Origin of the sequence: Chryseobacterium sp. sg2396 (assembly GCF_042610505.1) — a bacterium.
GTDB lineage: Bacteria > Bacteroidota > Bacteroidia > Flavobacteriales > Weeksellaceae > Chryseobacterium.
On sequence record NZ_JBHGAQ010000004.1, the window covers coordinates 197,481 to 218,017 of the forward strand.

Sequence of the window (20,537 nt, forward strand, 5' to 3'; positions counted from 1 at the left end):
CAATGTTTTAAATAATCCGGTTTTTAAATTAATTTTTATCTCATTTTCAGGGTAATCAGGCAGACAATCGCCAACATTACACCGATAATAATCATTCTGTTTACTATTTTGCTTTCATGAAAACCTCCCTTCTGGTAATGGTGATGCAAAGGGGACATTCTGAAGAGCCTGTTGTTCTGGGCATATTCCAGCCCGAATTTTCTTTTTCTATATTTAAAGACGACCACCTGCAGCATTACGGAAATATTTTCAATCAGGAAAATTCCGCACAACACCGGGATCATCAGTTCTTTTCTTAAAATAATCGCCAATACGGCAATTACGCCGCCGATCATCAGACTTCCCGTATCGCCCATAAAAACCTGGGCGGGATAGGTGTTGTACCAGAAAAATCCGATCACGGCTCCTACCATAGCGACTACAAAAATGGTGGTTTCCCCCATATTCGGGAGGAACATGATGTTGAGGTAATCCGCAAAAATGATGTTTCCGGAAAGGTAGGCGAATAAGCCGAGGGTAAGGAGAATCACCGTGCTGGTTCCTGCGGCAAGACCGTCGATCCCGTCGGTGATATTGGCTCCGTTTGAAACGGCTGTTACAATAAAGATCACGATCGGGATAAAAACAATCCAGGCCCATTCGTGGGCATCTTTATCATTCATCCAAAAGAGCATTCCGCTGTAATCGAACTCATTGTTTTTGGCAAAAGGAACGGTAGATACCGCAATTTTTTCAGTGGGCATAAAGTTCTGTTCTACATTGTTCCTGTTTACGACTTTAGCATCCGAATATTTTCTTTTTACCGTAATGTCGGGATGGAAATACATGGTCACGCCGACGATCATTCCTAAACCGACCTGCCCGACGATCTTAAATTTACCGCTCAGGCCGTCTTTATTTTTCTTTATTTTCTTCAAATAATCGTCCAGGAAACCGATGGCTCCCATCCATATGACTGACACAATCAGAAGAACAATGTAGACATTGGTAATTCTGGTAAAGAGCAGCACGGGAATAAGGGTTGCCAGAATGATAATCAATCCTCCCATAGTCGGGGTCCCTTCTTTCTGCTTCTGTCCGTCCAATCCAAGATCACGGACCAGCTCACCCATCTGTTTTGCCCGCAGGTAATTGATGATCCTTTTACCGAAAACCAAAGCGATGGTCAGAGAAAACAGAACCGCCATCCCGGCGCGGAACGAGATGTATCTAAGCAGTCCCATTCCCGGAACATGGATGCCGTGGTGGGTTAAATATTCATATAAATAATACAACATGGGTTCTTCTAGTTTAATTTTTTAACAAGTTTTTATCTAATTTATTTACTCATTAATTTCCACAGCTCATTGATGGTTTCCTTATCATCAAAATGATGCTTTACACCATTGATTTCCTGATAGTTTTCATGTCCTTTTCCGGCTACGAGAACGATATCCTTCGGTTCTGCAAACTTAATCGCCATCTTGATCGCTTCCTTCCGGTCGGGAATAGAGGTGTATTTGCTGAAGTGCTGCGGTTCAACGCCCGCTTCGATTTCTTTGATAATGGCTGCCGGATCTTCCGTTCTTGGATTATCCGAAGTTATAATGGCCAATGTGGATTTTTTAGTGGCAATATTTCCCATTTCAGGTCTTTTGGTATGATCCCTGTCGCCGCCGCAACCGAAAACCGTGATTAACCTTTCATTTTTTGTACGGATATCGTTGATGCTGTCCAGAATATTTTCCAGGGCATCCGGTGTATGAGCATAATCGACGATGAAAAAGATTCCACCATCGGATTTAAAGGTTTCGAATCTTCCGGAAACCCTTTTCAGCTGACTGATCGCCTGAAGGATTTCTTCCTGCTCAAAGCCAAGTTCAGAGGCAATACCGAATACCAGTAGTAAATTGTATACATTAAATTTCCCGGTAAGGGTGGTCCAGAATTCTTTTCCATTGAAATTCAGCAGCATTCCGTTAAAATCCACTTCCAGCAGTTTCCCGTGATAATCGGCCATGGTTTTCAGGGCATAAGACTTTTTAGCAGCCTTTGTATTCTGAAGCATGACGTTTCCGTTTTTATCATCAACATTGGTGATGGCAGTAGCGGTGCTGCTTAATCCGTCAAAAAATCTCTTTTTCGTTTTTAAATATTCTTCAAATGTTTTATGATAATCCAGATGGTCGTGGGTCAGGTTCGTGAAACCGGCTATTGAAAAATGAAGCCCTTCAATTCTGTTTTGGGCGATGCCGTGTGAGCTGACTTCCATAAAAGCGAATTCACAGCCTTCTTCCACAGCTTCGGCAAGGATTTTATTGATGGTAATGACATCCGGCGTCGTATGGGTTGCAGGAATCACCTGATCGGCAATTCTGATTTCAACCGTAGACAATAAAGCGGAATCGTAACCTAAATTTTTGAAAACATCAAATAGCAAAGTGGAAACGGAGGTTTTTCCGTTGGTTCCCGTTACTCCGATCAGTTTTAGTTTTTCGGAAGGGTTGCCGTAAAAGTTGGAAGCCAGCTGTCCTAAAGCTTTGGATGAATCCTTTACTTTCACATACGTAATATGTTCATCCTTGTGGTCAGGAAATTCTTCACAGACAATGGCTTTTGCTCCCTTTTCTACCGATGATGCAATAAATGAATGCCCGTCCACAACGGTTCCTCTCATCGCGATGTATAAAGAGTTTTCCGTAACCTTTCTGCTGTCGAAAACCAATTCGGAAACTTCCAGACTGTCGTTGCCCAAGATTTCAAATACCGGAATTCTTTTTAATAATTCATTTAACTGCATTTCTCTGATGCTTTTTATTTTTTAACAGGACTTTGTCCTATTTTGGTTTAAATTGTCCTTTGGGACCGCTATTAATTCTGCAGGGATAAATAAATCCTCTGGTTTTTGCTGATCGTCGTACCTTCCATCGGGAACTGTTCCGTAATCCTGCCAACACCTTTATAATCTACCCGATAGCCCAGGTTTTCCAGCTGCGGGATTACGTTTTTACCGATTAATCCTACTACATTCGGCATTTGTTTATTGGTGACGGCGACTTTTACATTGGGCTCAACCATTTTGTTAAGGTTTACTTTTTTGTCGACCAGCATTTCTTTTTCAACATTCTGCGGGGTTTTCAGGAAGGTCTTCCCTGCAATTTCCTTGAATACCGGTGCCGCAACGGTGGCTCCGTAGAATCCTTTTGCCGTATTCGGCTCGCTGATCATCACATAGCAGGTATACTTCGGATTATCGGCAGGGTAGAAGCCCGCGAATGATGCACGGTACTTCATCGGTCCGGGCAGCCAGTATTCGAATCTTGCCGTTCCCGTTTTTCCGGCCATCTTTAAATTAGGCGTGAAAATACTCTTTGCCGTTCCTTTTTCCACTGCTTTCGTTAAAGCGTGGGTCATCATCTTAATGGCTTTTTCGGAAGCCATTTTGCTGACCATTACTTCCGGTTTGGCCGTATAGGATATTTTCCCGTCTTTCATAATTTTATCAATGAAAAGCGGTTTCAGCATTTTCCCGTTATTGGCGACTCCATTATAAAAAGTGGCCAGCTGCAACAGGTTGATGTTGGAAGCGTATCCGTAAGCAAGCGAGGCAAGGGCTGCCGGGTTCCATCTTTTGCTTTCCGGCGTTACAAACCTTGGTTTGGTAATGCCCGGAAGTTCGATATCCATTTTGTCGAAAAGTTTCCAGCGTCTTAAATGATCCAGGAAGATCTGCGGCTTTTCGGCATAATATTTTGTAATCAGCTTTGCGGAGCCTACGTTACTGGATTTGGCAAGCACATCACTGATGTCATAAATTCCGTGGCCGTGACCGTCTGAAATTCTCTGCTTGGCATACACCCAGACTCCGTTTCCTACATCTACTGTCGTGTTTTCATCGATAAAGCCGTCATCCATGGCGGCCAGAAGCGAAATGGTTTTGAAGGTAGAGCCCGGTTCGATATTATCTTTCAGGGCATAGTTGTAGGAATCTACATATTCACCGTCGTCGTCTCTTCTTAAATTTACCATGGCACGGACTTTCCCGGTTGCAACTTCCATCACGATCACGGTGCCGTGCTTGGCTTCAAAATTAATAAGCTGTTTCTGCAGAGCCGAATGGGCAATGTCCTGAATTCTAAGGTCTAATGTTGTATAAACGTCCTCGCCGTCAACCGGTTCCTGAACTTTCCAAAAATCGATCGGTTTCCATTGGGAGGAATTGATTCTCTGCTCCAGCCTTTTGCCGTCTGTACCTCTAAGGTATTTTGAGAAAGCGCCTTCAAGTCCGGCGGTGTGTACGCCGTCGTCCATTCCGATGGTTCCTGCCCCAATTTCGGAAGTGGCAAGTTCGCGCTTATAGTTTCTGTCTACGATAAATCCACCTTTGTTTTTACCTTTTCTGAAGATCGGGAATTTCCTGATCCTGTCGTATTGGTCGAAATCCAGGCCTTTTGCCAAAGTAAAATACTGGTTCTTCTTTTTTCGCTGTTCATCGAATTTCTTTCTGAATTCACCTCTGGGTTTTCCGAACATCTTACTTAAAGAATCCGTAAGGGCGCCGATGTTGTTGGTGTATATCGTGTCCCTCATGGTTTTGAAATCCAGATAGATGTCGTAACGCATTACGGTAGTGGCGAGGATGGAGCCATCGGAGGCAAACAGGTTTCCTCTAGCGGCTTTTAGGGTAGCTTCCCGGTAATTTTTATTGATGTAATCGTCTTTGATCTCCTGGACATTGGTGTTCTGAAGGATAACGATCCGGGCAAGGAAAAGGGTAAATACGCACAAAGCCACCACTGCAAAGAGGTAGCCCCAACGTAATGTTTTCTTACGCTTGTTATCGTATTCATTTTGCTTTTGCATCCGTACTGTCCAGTTTTATGAGCAATTTATGAGGATGGTTTTCCAGGGTCATCAGAGAATCCCGTGCTACTTCCTTCCCCAGTTCCGATTCCATTTTTACTTTAATAAGCTTACTTTGCGCGTAAGCGTTCCGCGATTTATATTCTTCCGTTTCTTCTTTTAAGGCGTTGACAATTTTAATTTTTTTATTGACAAGATGGTTGCTGTAAATCATGGCCATCATGAGGACAAAGAGCAGCAGGAAATACTTGTAGTGCATTTTGATCTCGTCACGGTTCAGGAAGTTTCCTTTTATAATGTCTATAAAAGTAAGTCTCTTCTGAGGACGGTTTGTTGTTGCTCTTTTTGCCAATTTATTGTCAGTTTGCTTCGCAGTGAATCCGCTTTGGTTGTGAATGGTCAATTTAAATTCACCATTGACGATTCACCATTCACTTTTTTACACTTTTATTCCTGTTCTCATTTTAGCGCTTCGGGCTCTTGAGTTTTCCTCGATTTCCCGGTCGTCGGGAATGATGGCTTTGCTCTTTACCAGCTCGAATGCTTTTTTATAATTTCCGTAAATGTCTCTTTCGGGCTCCCCCTCAAACATTCCGTTTTTCAAAAATCTTTTTACCAGCCTGTCTTCCAGCGAATGATAGGAAATCACAACCAGTCTTCCTTCAGGTTTCAGAATAGTATAGGACTGCACCAGCATTTCCTTCAATACCTCCAGTTCCTGGTTTACTTCGATTCTGATCGCCTGAAACAACTGTGCATAAAATTTATTTACTTTATGCGGCGGAAGGTAGCTGAATAGTTTTTTCAGGTCTTCCGTGGTGTTGATGCTTTTTATTTTCCGGTGATGAACGATATCCCTCGCCAATTTCCGGGCTTCCCTCAGTTCGCCGTAATAATAAAAAATATCGGCCAGCTGCTCTTCGTCGTAATCGTTAATCACTCTTTTGGCATCAAGCCCCTGCATTACGTTCATCCGCATGTCCAGTGGTGCATTGCTCCTGGTAGAGAATCCTCTTTCGGCTTCGTCGAACTGGTGCGAGGAAACGCCCAAATCGGCCAGGATTCCGTCAACCTGTGAAATGCCGTAGATCAGCAGTGAGTTTTCCAGAAACCGGAAATTCTGATTGATCAGGGTAAACCGGGGGTCATCGATGGCATTTTTCAGCGCATCAAGATCCTGATCAAAACTGAACAGTCTGCCTTTATCCGAAAGCCTGCTCAATATTTCTCTTGAATGGCCTCCGCCACCAAAAGTACAGTCTACATAGATTCCGTCCGGATTCGTCACCAAATCATCAACACTTTGCTTCAACAAAACGGGGTTATGATACATTCTTAAGGTGTGTTTTTTTATCGCCTTTCAGCGGTTATTCTTCATCTAAAGCGCCCATTACATCTTCAGCAAGGCTGGCGAAATCTGCTTCGTCTATGGAAATTACCTTTTCATAGGCTTCTTTGTCCCAGATCTCAAAGAGTTCTCCTGCGCCGGTGATCACGAGGTCTTTCCGAAGACCGGCGAAAACCGTAAGGTCTTTCGAAATCTGTAGCCTTCCTGCATTATCCAGTTCTACAGTTTTTACTCCTGCCGTAAACATTCTGATGAAATCAGCGTTCTTTTTTATAAAACGGTTCAGTTTATTGATCCTGGCCATCATTTTATCCCACGCATGCATAGGGTAAACTTCCAGACAGGACTGGAACACAGATCTTTTGACTACAAACGCCTTGTCGTCGAAGTTTTCCATCTGTTTAATTAAAGATGAAGGAACTTTTAAGCGGCCTTTGTCGTCAATTTTACACTCATATGTCCCAATGAAACTTTTCATTTGGGACAAATTTATATAATAATTTCTAAATCCTCCCACTTTTTACCACTTTTTACCTTAATGTTAATAAGTTTTATTAAAGATTTAATTTCAGGGGGTTAATATTCTGATATGATGAGGATTGTAGAAGGTATTATTTAGCCCATACAAAAGAGTTTCACAAAAAAGTGAAGAAAAAGGAGTTTGGTATATTATTTTTATTTTAAATTAGAGTATTCAAAATATTTTTGAGGTTTAATTTGTATTTTTGCAAGGCTTTATTAAGGCATTTTATGATATTTAGTACGAAAAAAGAAAAGAAATATACCTTTATAGAGGCGGGAGAGGGACATCCATTGGTGCTGCTGCACGGTTTAATGGGTGGGTTGAGCAATTTCGATAAGATGGTAGATTTTTTTTCGGACAGGGGATTCAAGGTATATGTTCCCCAACTGCCGATCTACGAATTGCCGGTACTTAATACCAATCTCACCACGTTGGCAAAATATATTGCCAAATTCCTGGAAGCCCATGTAGAAGGCCCCGCAACCATTGTCGGAAATTCAATGGGCGGTCATGTCGGGCTTATCCTTGCACTGGCAAGACCGGATCTGGTGAAAAATCTTGTACTTACGGGAAGTTCAGGTCTTTATGAAAGGACTTTCGGGGACAGTTTCCCGAGAAAGAACGACCGTTCCTATATCAGAAAAAAAACGGAGGAAGTTTTTTACGACCCTTCCGTAGCGACCGAAAGCCTTGTAGATGAAGTTTTTGCGGTGGTAAATGACCGGATGAAAGGAATAAAGACCGTGATGCTGGCCAGAAGCGCGATCAAACACAATATGCTGAATGATCTTCCGAAGATCAAGACACCGACCTGCCTGATCTGGGGGAGGAATGATAATGTAACGCCGCCTGAAGTTGCGGAAGACATGCACAAATTTATTCCGAATTCGGATCTGTTCTGGATCGATAAATGCGGCCACGCGGCTATGATGGAAAAGCCGGATGAATTCAACGAAATTCTTTACGGCTGGCTGAAAGATAAAATTTAAATTAAATAGGAGGTAAGTTGTTGCTTCCTATTTTTTATGGCCGGAATGTAGATCTCCGCGATAATGCATGAGATTTCTTGATACTTATATGAAAATTTAGAAAGAGTATGTCCAAAAGGGAGCAGTCTTTTTTGTTAAACTTTTTTCAGATTTATTTCTATAATAATTTTGCAACATAGCGTGTGAAATTATCACTTAATCTGCTTCGTTGGAGCAACATCTGTGCAGACCGACATCAGCATCTTGTAATACCAGAACTCCGAAGGAGTTCTATCTTATCATAGCACACGACGGTGTGCTTGCCATATTCTATATTTTTTTTCTACACAGATACTGCTCTTCTGGAGCATAAAAAATTACTTGTTTATTTTGTTACAAAAAAAGACAGCCTAAACTTTTAGGACAGCTTCTTTAGCTAAAGCGATCTGTAAATAATCATTTTCGTTAAGGCTAAAAATTTCCCTGTCCAAAACTTAAGTTTTTATGTCGTTTATTTTATTACGATATTTGACGAATTAAAATATGCAAAGAAATGGTTATTAAAACAGCAACGTTTGTAAAAAGCAGCGGAAAATGGCAGGAATGTCCGGAGCCCAATATGCCGGAATATGCCTTTATCGGAAGGTCGAATGTAGGAAAATCTTCTTTGATTAATGCGATGATGAATCATAAAGATCTTGCCAAGACTTCAGGAACTCCGGGAAAAACGCAGCTTATCAATCATTTTTTAGTTAATGAAAACTGGTACCTTACCGATTTGCCCGGATATGGCTATGCCAAAGTGTCCAAATCGATCCGAAAGGATTTCGAAAAGCTGATTACCAATTATATCCTGAACCGAAAAAACCTGGTTAACCTTTTCGTGCTGGTGGATTCCCGCCATAAACCTCAGCCCATCGACCTGGAATTTATCCAGTGGTGCGGAGAAAGCGGGGTGCCTTTTTCAATCGTTTTTACGAAGGTAGACAAGCTGAAACCGAATGCGGCCATTCAGAATGTGGAGCATTATAAAGCAGAACTGCATAAAACCTGGGAAGATCTGCCGGAAATTTATGTTACTTCGGCTGAAAAGAAACAAGGCTGCGACGAAATCCTGAATTTCATCCAGAAGACCAACGAATTCCTGGCCAATAACAGTGTAAGCTTCGATGAATAATATAGTCTGGAAAATCAAAACGTTTGATGAACTTACGGTTACCGAGCTGTATGCCGTTATTAAAGCCAGGATTGATGTTTTTGTGGTAGAGCAGAACTGTCCGTATCCGGACCTTGACGGTTACGACCAGAAGGCTGTTCACCTGTGGGCGGAAGAAGACGGGGAAGTGCTGGCCAACTGCCGGATTTTCGACAAAGGTATCAAGTATAACGAAGCCTCGATCGGAAGGGTTTTAACCACCGAAAAAGCACGAGGTAAAAACTTGGGCAGACAACTGATTGCCTATGCTGTACAAACCATCGAAAACCGTTTCAGGACTTTCGAAATCAGAATTTCTGCACAGGATTATCTGCTGCGGTTCTATGGTGATTTCGGTTTTGAGGATACGGGAAAGAAATATCTCGAAGATGACATTCCACATACGGAGATGCTGAGAAAATAAAAAAAGCGAAGAGTGGTTCTTCGCTTTTTTGATGGTTATATGAAAGTGTTTTTTATTTTCCTGCAACCGCTTTCAGAATAATCGGTTCTAGGTTGGAGGGCAGGTCAGCCGATTTGATCTGATAACTCTTGATTTTCATTTCTTTGAACCAGTTTTCCCAGTATTCTTTAATAACGGCCTCTTCAAAAGGATTTCCTTTTTCGGGATTGATCCCCAAGACAATCACTTCAAGGTTGCTAAGGTTATCATTGGCTTTTACAAAACCATATTTGTTCTGTTCAATGGTATTCTTAAAATGAGAAGTGGTAAGATTATTTGCTTTAATTAATTTTCCAGTCAGATAGGAAGTTTTATTTTCTTCTTCAAACTTTGTGTTTTCATGATACATATATCCGTCGGTGAGAATGAAAAGAATATTCCTTTTGTCGTCTTTTATACAATAATCCTTTACTTTATTTTTAAAAAATTCCCAGATGTCTGAGCCTACAAAGTTGCCGTCTTTTATGGCTGACTGATAGATATGAGAAGGGGTCTCAGCATATTTCTTTTCAACAGATGCGAAATATTCTTTTGGGATATTTTTATCGAAAGAAACTTTTAACTCTTTCGTGAATCCGTTGATTTTAGGATCGGAAGGCTCCGGATTGAAAAATACCTGCATCTGATCATCATACGTAATGATTTTTTTAGATTTCATATGATTGAGAAAACCTTTTTCGATGGCTTTGATGTATTCAATATCTCTTTGAAAATACGGCATCGCAGGATTAGGGTTGGTAGTGGGATCTATTCTGTCCGACAGGTCGATCAAAATACTGACATTGATATTGTTTGGATCAGCAACAACGGTGTCTGTTTTATTTTCTTTATTTTCTCCTCCTTTTTTACAGCAAGAAACAGCAAAAACGATTAATAGCAAGTAGAATATTTTTTTCATAAAATTAGATTTAAAGAGATGATAAATAAACCAGGTTCTGGTTATCCGAATTGGCTCCGACGGTTTCCAGATTAGTTGTGTAGGTTTCGATACAGCTGTCGATCATGGTTTGCTTTTCCGTTTTGGAAACAGCGATTTTTTCTCCGATAAATGTAATCCAGCCCTGCACATATTCCGAAGCATAGAGTTTATAATCTTTGGTAGGAATAATAACGCCGTCTATGATGTTCTGCAGTTCTTCGATTCTGCCTCGGGTTTTGATAATGACTTCTTTAGTATTCCCGATATTGGCTATTATCTCTTCAATCTCTTTTTTCAGTGTGTTGATCTTTTCCTGAAAGAATTCCACTTTTTTCTGCCGGATTTCCTGCTCGTTTTTAATCCTGTCTTTTTCCCGGTGTTCTTTCATGATGAAATCAAAAACCAGCCCCCAGATAACATATACAACGAATCCCGCAAAGATAATTCCCCAGAACTGAATCTTTGTAAAAGCAATTTTTAAATAGAATGAGGGAGACTCAAAAGTCCTGTTTAGTTCGTATAATTTTGACTCGATTTCATAAGCTAAAATAGCATCGAAAATGAAGGTTACGATAAACAGCATAGCCAGTTTTATATAGTTGATTTTGGTTTTATTTTCTCCGAACATATGAATCAGAAATCCTAATCCTAAGAAAACAAATGGAATCAGGGTGACGAATGCCACTTCGATAAAACCGTCATTCCACGCTTTCATCCAGGCATTGGCATCCAATACACTTTGGATAACCGTACTTTTTGCATCAAAACTTTTGAAAAAGGCTGAATATGAGGTTGATATATAAAAAGTAGCAAGATATAAAGTGATGGGAATCAGAAGAATTGTGCCAATCCAGAATTTGGCAGAAGCTCCTCTTCCCGCTTTCACATTGTACTTTTCAGGATTTCTGGGCAGATCAAGGATTTCAGCTTTTAAGTTTTCAATGGTATGCTGATGGTTTTCAATTTCTGTGTTCTTTGTTTTCAGCTGTTCCTCCCGGGTTTCCTGTGAGACCGTTAATGCTTTGATTTCCGTTTCCCTGTTTTTCTGTTCATTGACATAAGATTCTTTCAGTTTCTGCTGCTTTTCGACCATTTCTTTTTCTTCATTCTGGAATTTGGAATATACCGCATCCAGGCAGATGGAAAGGGTAGAGTGGTTTCCGCTGGTACGCGAACTGTCGCGGTATCCCGATTCATGATAGGTTCTTCTCCTGCTTTCTTCAAGAGATTCATCATCAGGATTCACTTCGGCCTTGGGAAGCTCTTCCTGTGCTGGTTCGGCAGGAGCCGGCTTCAGCCGGAATAAATTTTTTATGTTGGAGGTATCCATAATGCTTAGTTTTTAAGTTCATATAAAATTTCACTTTTGTTTTTTCCGGTTTTTACAGCTTCAATAAGATAGTCTACGATAGCCGTTGTATTTTCTTCCAGGAATCCGAACATAATCACGTATTTCTGTAGGGCAGAATATTCATCCGGAGAAACCGTGCCGTCTGCCCAGATCATGGCGGTAAGATCATAGAGATAATCCACTTTTTCTTCGATGGTCTGTGGCACCCATGATTTTAAATTGATCGGATTCATCAGAATTTCATCCAGATTTTTAGGGGAAATGCCTCTTTCTTCGGCACATCTGTAGAGCATCTTCAGTTCCAGTGCGCTGAAATCATCGTCACAGACAGCCATTTGATAAAGTCTTAAAAAATGGGCTTTGAGGTTTTCCGTTATCTGATTGTTTTCCATACGGTTATTGTTCTTTTAGTTTTTTAGGGTTAATGATTCTGTCTCTGGAAACAGCTCTCTGGTGTATCGGTAATGCATGTTCCTGTGTTTCTTCGGTAATTTCCTCTTCTTTTTCAGGCATCTTTTTTTCGATGAAATTGATCAGCAAAAACAGAATCCCCGTTATAGTATCAATCGGAATCCAGATGCCTTTCCGGTAGAGATAGATCGGGAAAACAGGATTGAAAAGAATGAGGATGGCAAGAAATACAATACTGAAATAAGGCTGCCTCGAAGTTATCGTATGGTATAGAACCAATAAAGCTCCGGCGGAAACGAGAATTCTCAGAAAAGTATAATATTCGATAGGAAGCTTGAAAATACCGATGAAACAGCACAGCGCACAGAAGGTGAGAAATGGTTTCATGATAACTGTTTTTAAAATCCGGTTTTGGAATTATATTTATAATTAAAACGGCTTTCAGACATGCAGAGAAAGACGAAAAAATCGATAAGGGCAATGCAGGAGGGAATAAAAGTCCAGCAGAATAACAGGTAAAGAAGCCCCAGTATGTTCTGTCCTAAATAAAATCTGTGAATGCCTAATCCTCCAAGGAAAAAAGTCAGTAAAACGGTGGTAGATTTTGATTTCATAGCTTAAACGCGAGATAGGATTTCGTTCTTTTTTGTTTCAAATTCTTCCGGAGAAATTACTTCATTTTCCTTCAGGTTTTTTAATTTCTGCAATAGAGCGAAAGGATCTTCGTTTTCGATCATCAGAGGTTTTTTCTCCTGCTGAAATTGTTGTGGCTGCGAGATAATCGGAGTGGCGTTATTTACGGTAACTCCACCGGCACCGGCTCTCAGTGTTTCAAGATTTTTTTCTCTTCTTACTCCGCGCATTCTTTCTTCTATTTCCTGTGCGAACTGGTACAGTTTTCTGGCCTGGTTTTTAGGGAGATAATCTACCGTATTGGTGAAATTCCTCGTGGTTTTCATCATAAAGGCAGAACCTATAATTCCTTCTTTAATGTGGCAGTCTGCAACGTCTACCCAGCTGTAATCCTGAAAATCCATAGATAAGCCGAAATTTCTGGGCCTGCAGAAAATGATTCTTCTGTTAGTCAGAGCAATACATTCTGGAGAGAAATTGAGGATCGGTTTTTTTTGGACAGCAATATATTCTACTGTTTCCTGTGAAGTCAGCAGGCTGTTTATTCTTCCCAGAAGCTTTTCAACAGCCTGGGGGTCCTGTTCTTCGTTTAAAAATTTCTTTAAGTTCATGATATTTGTTTTTAATTATTTTACATCTTTTCTTTTAACATATCCGGTTATCCCTTCTGGCTCTACTTTTACTTTATACCAGTCTTTCAGCTCTTGAAGCTTAATCAGCCTGTTATTTTTGGTAACGGTTAATATAGCCTTTGACTTATCGGAAGGTTGCGTGTAAATTCTGACTGCCGCAACGTGTGCAAAGTACATGTTGCCAGAGTTGATATTGATATTTACTTGATCAACACGAACTTTTGGTGGCTTATTGGATTTTGCTTTTGGAGCTTTATGTTTTTCGGATTTGTGTATTTTGGAAGAGCTTCCGGAAGACGAACTTCTTCCGGAAGATTTTCCAGTACATGCTCCACAGCTTCCGCCGCTTCCGCAATGCCCGCACCTTGAACAGGTGGTGCAGGCAGAACATGGAGCAGAGCCGGTACATCTGCCGTCATGGCCTACGCTGTCGTTGGCTTTAAAACAGGAGTTTAAAATAAATACACTGAAAGTAATTATGATGAAGGCTATTAGTTTTTTCATGGTTATTGATTTAGTTGTAGTTCTCCAGGGTCATCAGGAGTTTATCACGGTAATTATAAATTTCATCCAGGCTACCCAACAGTATTTTTTCACCGGCTTCCTTTCCGTTATGGAAGGTTTCCAGGTATTTGTTGTTTGTGTTAAAATGGAGCCTGCAGAGCGGTTTGCGGTTGTTGTCGTCCAGCAGGACTCCGAAATAAGATAACGTATCGCGGTACGCTATTCTTGCAGCCGGAATTTTCTCCCGCAGAATGGCTTTTACAATCTGGAAACCTTCCAGTTCCTCTTCGGTGGTTACGATTTTCGATTCGTTATTTTCATCAACCGGCTGCTGTGTTTTTACCGCATCGTCCTGCTTTTCGATCTGTTCATTAATGCTTAGAGCTGACTTCAGCCTGAAGCTGATGGACTCATTAATCGATGTTGTAAGTGCTTTTTTCGTATACTCTTTAAAAGTTACCATCCGATTAGCCGTAATTGATTTTTCAAAAAATCGGCTTACCAGAAGCCTGACTATTTCATCTGAAGGATTTTCGATTTCCTTTTCAAATTCTTTACGGATCGCTTTGATGTATTTCAGGGCTTCTGCAGAATCCAGGATCTCTTCAAGATTGTAATCCTTTTTGGTAAATTTCTCCAGGATCTTGATCGAACTGTCTTTAATGTCTTCAATATTAATGGTGAAAAATGGCTTTTCATCCATGATATTCGGCTTTTCCAGGTCGGTGTAGAAATTATAGACAATTCCGTTGGTAAGCACACCGAACCGCGTTTTTGAAACATGGTAATACCGGTGAAGTTGGGAATTGTGGGCATCGGCGCTTTCTTTCCAGTGCTTGCATTCAATGATAAAGATCGGGGCATCGTTATGCCGGATCACATAATCCACTTTTTCCCCTTTTTTGGTTCCGATATCACAAACGTGCTCCGGAACGACTTCGGTAGGATTGAAAATGTCATAACCTAAAATCTGGATAAAAGGCATGACGAATGCATTTTTGGTGGCTTCTTCCGTTCCGATCTGGTCTTTCAGGCCAACGACCCTCTGATGCAGCTGCTCAAGTTTAATTTTAAGATCCATATTGACTGGTTTTTGTGGTTTCATCAATTATTTCGGCGGTGTGTGCGTTGAACTTTACGGAAGCAATTCCGCTTTCCATTCCCGCTTTCGAGCTGTACATCTGGCTTTTTCCGATAATTTCGCCGTTCCTTGCTTTTAAAACAAAATACAATTTCCCGTTGACGGCCGTTCTTTTATCGTATCGGGAGTCATCCTGCGCATTGGCTTTTACCGATTCAATTCCTTTCTGGCAGGAAACTTTCTGAACATAGCCTTCGCTGGTTAAAATAATTTCGCCGTTTCCGGCTTTCAGATTAAACTGATATTCGTTGTTTACTCTTCGGGTGATTACGAATTTTCCCATGGTTACTGATTTTTATTTTTGATAAATCTTTCTGAAATTTCCGATTCGTTCAGAATCTGTTGATTGGGTAGGACAATATGGCTTTCTCCTGCCGGGTTTTCGATGATACAGGCTCCGGATCTGCAGTTTTGGAAGCGGTATTTCAATGCTTTTATTCCTGAAATAAATCCATCTGCTGTTGTTTTCTCATATACATACTTTGAACAGCTGGTTCTGAAAATACACTTTCTTCTTTTTGATGCAGGGATCAGCCGCCAGTATATTCTAATTGATAGTAACAGGAGGTTTTTCATCTTCTTTTTTACTGAATACGACCATCTGAAAGGAAGTCATGTAGCCAGGTTTGACAGGATTCCCGAAGCAACCTTGCACAGGCTGGACGTAGGTGGAGACACTTTCGAGCCTTACATATTCCCAGCCGCCTGTAGCCTGTGTTTTTATTAACTGATCTAATTGTTCGGCGATATTTTTGGAACTCATATTGTTTGGGTTCGCTGTTGCCACAAAAGGGATTACTTTGTATTCCATGATTGTTTTTATTTTATGTTTCAAAAGTATCACCCTTTAATGAGTAATTTTTACGGAAAACCGTAAAACCAGCAAAAAATAAAAAAACCTTTCAAAAAAACTTGAAAGGCTGTAAACAAAATAAATAAGTTAAATGATTCCGAGATCTTTGCAGAAGGCGACCAGCTGCTCGTTGCTGTTGACGCTGAGGTCTTCTTTCAGGCTGTTAAGTCTTTTCTCTACGCTGCTGAGGCTGCAAGGGCTGATGCTTTTTTCTTTAAGGTGGGCCGGAATATTTTTTTGCAGGATGCCTTTGGAGAGCAGGGAGACAATCACAATATCATAGGTGGAAAATTCGTAATTGTTGAATTTCTTCATTTCCTGTTTCAGATCAAAGGAAAGATGTTCCTCTCCGATATAAACCGATGCGATGGCTTTTTTTAAGTCTTTGGAATCGTTTCGGGCTTTCCCCACATAGCCGTTGATGTGATAATCGGAAAAAAGATTTTCGATGACGCCTGTCCTGCGTTCGGCGGAGAAGACGATCACTTTCAGGCCGGGCTGCAGCTCTTTTGCTTTTTCAATAAGCGCTCTTCCGTCTTTAAGCTCCTGGGTACGGTGGTCTTCTTCATAGTAAAGGTCGGTGATCAGCAGGTCGTACGGCTGTTCTTCCCGCAGGGCTTTCCGGATTTTTCCAATCGCATCATCGCAGTAGTACACATAGTCTACCTTCGGAACATTCAGGTCCTCGAGGGTTTTCTGAACGGAAATATTGATGCTTTCGTGATCTTCGGCAATTAAAATTTTTTTGAACATGGTTATACGGTTTAATTAGAAACATAGGTTTAAGACCTCAAAAGTAAAAGCATTTATCATTCCGTCATTACGGGTTCTCGTAAAACGGTAAAAAAAACAAACAATCCGGTCTTTTTAAATCAAATCAGGCCGATGTCTTTACAGATCACAATCATCTCCACATTGTTTTTCGCGCCGAAGCTGTCGCGGAGCTCATTCAACCGCTTTTCGATGGAGCGGATGCTGTGCGGCTGCATCTGATGGTCTTTCAGATAGGCCTGGATTTCATTTTGCCGGGAGCCCTGAGCCAGCAGTTCCAGCAATTTGAGGTCGTACGCATTCAATGCGAAAGGAACATTGCGGATGGCATTCAAAATTTCCCGGGACATCACAATTTCTCCCTCAAAAACTTTTCCGATTGTATTTCTGAGTTCTTTCCCGTCATTTCTGGCTTTGCTTACAAACCCGTCGATGCCATAGATTTTATAAAGATCGTCGATGACTTTCGCCCGTTTTTCTACGGAGAACACCACCACTTTCAGCTCAGGCTGGAGTTTTTTCGCTTCCCGGATCAGTTCCTGCCCGTTTTTCAGGTTTTGGCGGATGTGGTCTTTTTCAAAAGAGAGGTCGGCAATCAGCAAGTCGTACGGTTCTTTTTCTGCAGCTGCCTTCTTCAGCCGCTGTAAGGCTTCGTCACAATACGTTACAAATTCAAAACGGGAAATGGATAATCCTTCCAGGGTTTGTGTGATGCCCAGGTTGGCGACTTCCTGGTCTTCAACAATTAATACTTTTTTAAACATAACAAAACGGTTACGAAGAAGGGAAGGAAAGGTTCACCTTCAGCCCTTTTTCAATTTTCGTGTCAAAAGTAATCGTCCCGCCGATGGCTTCAATACGGGAAGCCGTATTCCGTAAACCATTTTTATAAATAAGGTCCCCGGAAATCCCTACACCATTGTCTTTGTACTGGATTTCAACGGTTTCACCGGTCTTCTCAAATTTAACCGCCACATGGCTGGCCTGGCTGTGCTTTTTCATATTCACCATCAGCTCGCGGACCATCTGGTAGACTTCTTCTTTCACGGCCGGAGATACTTTTTCCCAGACCGAAGGATCGTTTCCTGCCGTAAACGTTTTCACCGTAGTATTATTAAATCCGGCAATCAGTTCCGAAATTTCCTGGCTGAATTCTTTTTCTTCACCCGCTTTTTCATAAGAAAGATCCCGTGATTTTTCGTATACGAATTCCAGTTCGTCCAGTGCCTTGTTCCGGTCAAAATCTTCCTGGTTTTCAATCTTGGCCATCACCTGGTAAATCCCGTTCGCCACTACATCATGTACCTTTTTAGACATTTTAAGCTGCGTGTTTTTGACTTCGAGTTCTTTTTCTTGTTTTAATTGTTTTTGGCGTTTGGTGTACCATATTATTATAATGATAACTGCTAATCCTAAAAGACCTAAAAAATAGTATTGTCTTGTAATTTTTAGTTCTTTTTGAGCATTATCTAGTTTTGTTTCTTCTACTCCATAAACAATAGTTGCAAACTTATCATTATCAATATTTCTAGCTGTTTGTATGCTGTCTCTTAATAAAATATACTGATCAAAATTTCTTAAATAATTTTTCCGATCTAAAAATGATATTTTTTGGAGGGCCTCTAACCGGTCATCAACACTATTAACCTCTTGAGCAACATGTTGCATTAGATTAGCATATAATAAAGATTTTTGTAAATTATTATTTTTAAAATAATCGGATAATTTTGCAAAACTTGCATTTAGACCTAACTTATCATCAATTTTATTTTGTAAGCTGATGGAATTTAGTATTAACGGTTCAGGATTATAGTACTTGTTATTAAGCCATTTAGTATATGATAAATTTGAGAGTATTCTTGCAAACAATAATGTGTCGATCTGCTGTGCTTTTGAAATAATGCTTTCATAGGTATTTATTGCCTGTGAATATTTCTTTTCTTCTTTAAATATATTAGCTATGTTTGCTGCTAATATTATCTTATCAGTTTCAGATTCTGCATACTTGATACCATCATTATAATAATCCCTGGCTTTTTTATACTGTCTTAAATTATTACTTATCATCCCTAAATTATTGTAATTGTCAGAGATATGGTAGTATTCATTTTTATCTTTTTTATTAAACAGCAAGTTTGCTTGAAGAGAAAAACTCTGAGCTTTAAAATAATTCCCTTTTGTGGTTAAAATCTTAGACATATTTAAAAGACATTTTGCCTGTCCGAAACTATTTTTATTTTTTTTAAACACCTCTAGCGCCTTACCATAATAAATATAAGCACTATCAGAAACTCTTATGCTATCAAATTTGAAAGCTTTGTCATAATCTGGATTAATAGTGCTTGTTGACTGTTTTTTATTGCAAGAGAACAGCATTATAAATGCTAATATTAAAAGTATAAATGTTTTATATTTCACAATAATTAGTTTTTTATAAAATTATAAAAGAAATTTTTATAAACTTAGCTAAAAAATAAAAGAAGGGAAAATTAATTTTCCCTTCCATAATTATTTTTATTTTTTTGGTGGAAATGGTATTGTATCTCCACCCGTATCTCCACCTGATCCTCCGGTTCCCGGATCTGTCCCTGTTCCTGGGTCAGTGCCCGTTCCCGGATTGGTAGTCTGAACGGTTACCGTTCCATTATTATCGTTGTTGCATGTTTGCGTATTGGCATTATTATGTCCGAATGCTAATCCTAATAGCATCAAAATGAATTCGATCATTGTCAAAAAATTTAATTGTTAAAGCATTCGTGTTCTTCCCTGCGAAACAGATCGCAGATCGGATTACACGTGAAAAATTTTGAAGCGCTTCTTAAATTTTTTGGGAAGTAAACCTTCAAAAACGGAAGAGAAACATCTGCTTCCCAACCCGGATATTTTCTTCCGTTTTATCTGGCGATTTTTGAAATCAGTTTTGTAACTTTGGTTTTGTCTTTTGTTTTAATTGTTTGTTTTTCACTGATTTCTGATACAAATTTCTAGTAATTATTGGAGGTGTGACAGACAAAGTATTGACATGAATGGACAAAATATGGACAGGAATTCATTACGGAAAACCGTATTGTAAAATGGGAGAAAATCATCTATTTTGTACTAACCCTTAAAAACTAATTATGTCCAAAGTAAAACTACTAATCAACGAGGTATTTAAAAAAGGAGAACAAGAATCTGGTAAAAACAAGAAAAATGGAATAGCTCTTTTTCTAAGCGTATGTTTAAAAGATAATCTTAAAATAAGCATTGATGAAAGAACACTTGTTAGATATTATGATGCCTACGTTATAGGAAATGATGAAATAAGCATTGAGCCTTACAAGCTTGATAAATTAAGTCAATATATTGGCTATAAAAATTTTGCAGATTTTTCCAATACTATTGTTAAAAAAAATGAGGATGCGAACTTTACTGAGGTAAAAATAAATGTTGACGGTAATGAAATTCCCTCTCCGCATAATTCACCGAATGTAACTATTAGTATAACAAATGTCATTGAGTCAAAAGTAAATGATGTAAAAGATTTTATAACGAGAAATGGAATAGGTATTCTAGAAATGACATTTTTATTACTTCTTGTAACTGGTGGTGTTGTATTTTCTAAGGGAAAAGGAAAAGAACCGGCATTCGGAATTTCATCACTCTGGGGTGTTCCAGCTATAGATAAACCTTATATGTATTGGGATAAAGACCGATATATGGCAACTGACAGTGCTTCTCTTCATTCCAGAGCTAAGGTTATACCTATGAATGATTTTGCTTTCATAAATCTTCAGAAAATTACAAGACCGGATACACTTACTATTGAGAACGCAATGGGAAAAGTATGGTACGATAAAAGTGATAACCACGTAGAGTTTTTTACGAGTTTTGGCAAACATCCCGAAAATGAAAAAGCATTAAAAGATGTTAGTGAGCATATTCTTGAAACCTATGGCGGCGAAAATGCGGTACTTGAACTGGCCGACAATTAAATTTCTTTA

The 20,537-nt window shown here is 39.8% G+C and carries 25 protein-coding genes; 4 read left to right on the forward strand and 21 right to left on the reverse strand.

Going from position 1 to position 20,537, the window contains the following annotated elements; genetic code table 11:
* Positions 1-35: 35 nt before the first annotated feature.
* The 6 genes from mraY to mraZ form a co-directional block, all read right to left on the reverse strand.
* Positions 36-1,277 (reverse strand): phospho-N-acetylmuramoyl-pentapeptide-transferase, encoded by a 1,242-nt coding sequence (gene mraY / locus ACED20_RS06045; RefSeq protein ID WP_294200318.1) that lies wholly within the window; start codon positions 1,275-1,277, stop codon positions 36-38.
* Positions 1,278-1,318: 41 nt separating this feature from the next.
* Entirely contained in the window at positions 1,319-2,779 is a 1,461-nt protein-coding gene (locus ACED20_RS06050; protein ID WP_294264449.1) for a UDP-N-acetylmuramoyl-L-alanyl-D-glutamate--2,6-diaminopimelate ligase, read from the reverse strand.
* A gap of 71 nt (positions 2,780-2,850) precedes the next feature.
* On the reverse strand, positions 2,851-4,842 hold the full coding sequence (locus ACED20_RS06055; protein WP_294200322.1) for a penicillin-binding transpeptidase domain-containing protein: 1,992 nt from the start codon (positions 4,840-4,842) through the stop codon (positions 2,851-2,853).
* Entirely contained in the window at positions 4,826-5,194 is a 369-nt protein-coding gene (locus ACED20_RS06060; protein WP_294200324.1) for an FtsL-like putative cell division protein, read from the reverse strand. The genes ACED20_RS06055 and ACED20_RS06060 overlap by 17 nt, the downstream gene beginning before the upstream one ends.
* 87 nt (positions 5,195-5,281) lie before the next feature.
* On the reverse strand, positions 5,282-6,175 hold the full coding sequence (gene rsmH / locus ACED20_RS06065; RefSeq protein ID WP_294200325.1) for a 16S rRNA (cytosine(1402)-N(4))-methyltransferase RsmH: 894 nt from the start codon (positions 6,173-6,175) through the stop codon (positions 5,282-5,284).
* A 34-nt stretch (positions 6,176-6,209) separates the two neighbouring features.
* The gene (gene mraZ / locus ACED20_RS06070) at positions 6,210-6,668 is read right to left on the reverse strand and encodes a division/cell wall cluster transcriptional repressor MraZ (protein ID WP_295221034.1); all 459 of its coding nucleotides are present in this window, start codon (positions 6,666-6,668) and stop codon (positions 6,210-6,212) included.
* 272 nt (positions 6,669-6,940) lie between these two features.
* On the opposite strand from mraZ, the gene ACED20_RS06075 reads away from it, so the two are divergent.
* The 3 genes from ACED20_RS06075 to ACED20_RS06085 all read left to right on the forward strand — a co-directional run bounded on the left by ACED20_RS06075 (position 6,941) and on the right by ACED20_RS06085 (position 9,300).
* Positions 6,941-7,702: an alpha/beta fold hydrolase gene (locus ACED20_RS06075; protein WP_294200327.1), complete on the forward strand. Its 762-nt coding sequence runs from the start codon at positions 6,941-6,943 to the stop codon at positions 7,700-7,702.
* A gap of 532 nt (positions 7,703-8,234) precedes the next feature.
* Positions 8,235-8,858, forward strand: a complete 624-nt coding sequence (yihA, locus tag ACED20_RS06080) for a ribosome biogenesis GTP-binding protein YihA/YsxC (protein WP_294220335.1) — start codon at positions 8,235-8,237, stop codon at positions 8,856-8,858.
* Positions 8,851-9,300 (forward strand): GNAT family N-acetyltransferase, encoded by a 450-nt coding sequence (locus ACED20_RS06085; protein WP_294230165.1) that lies wholly within the window; start codon positions 8,851-8,853, stop codon positions 9,298-9,300. Before yihA ends, ACED20_RS06085 begins: the two co-directional genes overlap by 8 nt.
* Positions 9,301-9,352: 52 nt before the next feature.
* On the opposite strand, the gene ACED20_RS06090 is transcribed toward ACED20_RS06085, so the two are convergent.
* From ACED20_RS06090 to ACED20_RS06160, 15 genes are all read right to left on the reverse strand, one after another.
* Positions 9,353-10,237, reverse strand: coding sequence for a hypothetical protein (locus tag ACED20_RS06090; RefSeq protein ID WP_378103816.1), 885 nt, complete (start codon positions 10,235-10,237; stop codon positions 9,353-9,355).
* Positions 10,238-10,247: 10 nt separating this feature from the next.
* Positions 10,248-11,588 (reverse strand): beta-carotene 15,15'-monooxygenase, encoded by a 1,341-nt coding sequence (locus tag ACED20_RS06095; protein WP_378103818.1) that lies wholly within the window; start codon positions 11,586-11,588, stop codon positions 10,248-10,250.
* 5 nt (positions 11,589-11,593) lie between these two features.
* Positions 11,594-12,001 (reverse strand): hypothetical protein, encoded by a 408-nt coding sequence (locus ACED20_RS06100; protein ID WP_294220324.1) that lies wholly within the window; start codon positions 11,999-12,001, stop codon positions 11,594-11,596.
* 4 nt (positions 12,002-12,005) lie between these two features.
* On the reverse strand, positions 12,006-12,407 hold the full coding sequence (locus tag ACED20_RS06105; protein WP_294220323.1) for a DUF6804 family protein: 402 nt from the start codon (positions 12,405-12,407) through the stop codon (positions 12,006-12,008).
* Positions 12,408-12,418: 11 nt separating this feature from the next.
* Positions 12,419-12,634 (reverse strand): TM2 domain-containing protein, encoded by a 216-nt coding sequence (locus tag ACED20_RS06110; RefSeq protein WP_294220322.1) that lies wholly within the window; start codon positions 12,632-12,634, stop codon positions 12,419-12,421.
* A 3-nt stretch (positions 12,635-12,637) separates the two neighbouring features.
* Positions 12,638-13,264: a PH domain-containing protein gene (locus tag ACED20_RS06115; RefSeq protein ID WP_294200335.1), complete on the reverse strand. Its 627-nt coding sequence runs from the start codon at positions 13,262-13,264 to the stop codon at positions 12,638-12,640.
* 15 nt (positions 13,265-13,279) lie between these two features.
* Positions 13,280-13,789, reverse strand: a complete 510-nt coding sequence (locus tag ACED20_RS06120) for an SH3 domain-containing protein (protein ID WP_294240308.1) — start codon at positions 13,787-13,789, stop codon at positions 13,280-13,282.
* Between the two features lie 10 nt (positions 13,790-13,799).
* Entirely contained in the window at positions 13,800-14,870 is a 1,071-nt protein-coding gene (locus tag ACED20_RS06125; protein ID WP_378103822.1) for a type I restriction endonuclease, read from the reverse strand.
* Complete coding sequence (locus ACED20_RS06130) at positions 14,860-15,213, reverse strand: YegP family protein (RefSeq protein ID WP_294220314.1); 354 nt, start codon at positions 15,211-15,213, stop codon at positions 14,860-14,862. Before ACED20_RS06130 ends, ACED20_RS06125 begins: the two co-directional genes overlap by 11 nt.
* Before the next feature lie 2 nt (positions 15,214-15,215).
* Positions 15,216-15,506, reverse strand: a complete 291-nt coding sequence (gene yidD / locus ACED20_RS06135; RefSeq protein WP_294220313.1) for a membrane protein insertion efficiency factor YidD — start codon at positions 15,504-15,506, stop codon at positions 15,216-15,218.
* A complete protein-coding gene (locus ACED20_RS06140; RefSeq protein ID WP_294220311.1) occupies positions 15,478-15,741 on the reverse strand; it encodes a hypothetical protein in 264 nt (87 codons plus the stop codon). The genes yidD and ACED20_RS06140 overlap by 29 nt, the downstream gene beginning before the upstream one ends.
* Positions 15,742-15,870: 129 nt before the next feature.
* Positions 15,871-16,536 (reverse strand): response regulator, encoded by a 666-nt coding sequence (locus ACED20_RS06145; RefSeq protein ID WP_378103827.1) that lies wholly within the window; start codon positions 16,534-16,536, stop codon positions 15,871-15,873.
* 119 nt (positions 16,537-16,655) lie between these two features.
* Entirely contained in the window at positions 16,656-17,318 is a 663-nt protein-coding gene (locus tag ACED20_RS06150; RefSeq protein ID WP_345766909.1) for a response regulator, read from the reverse strand.
* Between the two features lie 10 nt (positions 17,319-17,328).
* Positions 17,329-18,972, reverse strand: coding sequence for an ATP-binding protein (locus ACED20_RS06155; RefSeq protein WP_378103829.1), 1,644 nt, complete (start codon positions 18,970-18,972; stop codon positions 17,329-17,331).
* Between the two features lie 96 nt (positions 18,973-19,068).
* The gene (locus ACED20_RS06160) at positions 19,069-19,281 is read right to left on the reverse strand and encodes a hypothetical protein (protein ID WP_294198427.1); all 213 of its coding nucleotides are present in this window, start codon (positions 19,279-19,281) and stop codon (positions 19,069-19,071) included.
* Between the two features lie 392 nt (positions 19,282-19,673).
* Between ACED20_RS06160 and ACED20_RS06165 the strand changes: the two genes are divergently transcribed.
* The gene (locus ACED20_RS06165; RefSeq protein WP_345766913.1) at positions 19,674-20,528 is read left to right on the forward strand and encodes a hypothetical protein; all 855 of its coding nucleotides are present in this window, start codon (positions 19,674-19,676) and stop codon (positions 20,526-20,528) included.
* The last annotated feature ends 9 nt before the right edge of the window (positions 20,529-20,537 follow it).

Excerpts from the sequence above, each read along its gene's own strand:
- yihA (WP_294220335.1), top strand. The coding sequence starts at position 8,235 with ATGGTTATTAAAACAGCAACGTTTGTAAAAAGCAGCGGAAAATGGCAG.
- ACED20_RS06105 (WP_294220323.1), bottom strand. The coding sequence starts at position 12,407 with ATGAAACCATTTCTCACCTTCTGTGCGCTGTGCTGTTTCATCGGTATT.
- ACED20_RS06095 (WP_378103818.1), bottom strand. The coding sequence starts at position 11,588 with ATGGATACCTCCAACATAAAAAATTTATTCCGGCTGAAGCCGGCTCCT.
- mraY (WP_294200318.1), bottom strand. The coding sequence starts at position 1,277 with ATGTTGTATTATTTATATGAATATTTAACCCACCACGGCATCCATGTT.
- ACED20_RS06110 (WP_294220322.1), bottom strand. The coding sequence starts at position 12,634 with ATGAAATCAAAATCTACCACCGTTTTACTGACTTTTTTCCTTGGAGGA.
- ACED20_RS06145 (WP_378103827.1), bottom strand. The coding sequence starts at position 16,536 with ATGTTCAAAAAAATTTTAATTGCCGAAGATCACGAAAGCATCAATATT.
- ACED20_RS06140 (WP_294220311.1), bottom strand. The coding sequence starts at position 15,741 with ATGGAATACAAAGTAATCCCTTTTGTGGCAACAGCGAACCCAAACAAT.
- ACED20_RS06165 (WP_345766913.1), top strand. The coding sequence starts at position 19,674 with ATGTCCAAAGTAAAACTACTAATCAACGAGGTATTTAAAAAAGGAGAA.
- mraZ (WP_295221034.1), bottom strand. The coding sequence starts at position 6,668 with ATGAAAAGTTTCATTGGGACATATGAGTGTAAAATTGACGACAAAGGC.
- rsmH (WP_294200325.1), bottom strand. The coding sequence starts at position 6,175 with ATGTATCATAACCCCGTTTTGTTGAAGCAAAGTGTTGATGATTTGGTG.
- yidD (WP_294220313.1), bottom strand. The coding sequence starts at position 15,506 with ATGAAAAACCTCCTGTTACTATCAATTAGAATATACTGGCGGCTGATC.
- ACED20_RS06100 (WP_294220324.1), bottom strand. The coding sequence starts at position 12,001 with ATGGAAAACAATCAGATAACGGAAAACCTCAAAGCCCATTTTTTAAGA.
- ACED20_RS06050 (WP_294264449.1), bottom strand. The coding sequence starts at position 2,779 with ATGCAGTTAAATGAATTATTAAAAAGAATTCCGGTATTTGAAATCTTG.
- ACED20_RS06115 (WP_294200335.1), bottom strand. The coding sequence starts at position 13,264 with ATGAACTTAAAGAAATTTTTAAACGAAGAACAGGACCCCCAGGCTGTT.
- ACED20_RS06150 (WP_345766909.1), bottom strand. The coding sequence starts at position 17,318 with ATGTTTAAAAAAGTATTAATTGTTGAAGACCAGGAAGTCGCCAACCTG.
- ACED20_RS06085 (WP_294230165.1), top strand. The coding sequence starts at position 8,851 with ATGAATAATATAGTCTGGAAAATCAAAACGTTTGATGAACTTACGGTT.
- ACED20_RS06120 (WP_294240308.1), bottom strand. The coding sequence starts at position 13,789 with ATGAAAAAACTAATAGCCTTCATCATAATTACTTTCAGTGTATTTATT.
- ACED20_RS06160 (WP_294198427.1), bottom strand. The coding sequence starts at position 19,281 with ATGATCGAATTCATTTTGATGCTATTAGGATTAGCATTCGGACATAAT.
- ACED20_RS06075 (WP_294200327.1), top strand. The coding sequence starts at position 6,941 with ATGATATTTAGTACGAAAAAAGAAAAGAAATATACCTTTATAGAGGCG.
- ACED20_RS06055 (WP_294200322.1), bottom strand. The coding sequence starts at position 4,842 with ATGCAAAAGCAAAATGAATACGATAACAAGCGTAAGAAAACATTACGT.
- ACED20_RS06125 (WP_378103822.1), bottom strand. The coding sequence starts at position 14,870 with ATGGATCTTAAAATTAAACTTGAGCAGCTGCATCAGAGGGTCGTTGGC.
- ACED20_RS06090 (WP_378103816.1), bottom strand. The coding sequence starts at position 10,237 with ATGAAAAAAATATTCTACTTGCTATTAATCGTTTTTGCTGTTTCTTGC.
- ACED20_RS06130 (WP_294220314.1), bottom strand. The coding sequence starts at position 15,213 with ATGGGAAAATTCGTAATCACCCGAAGAGTAAACAACGAATATCAGTTT.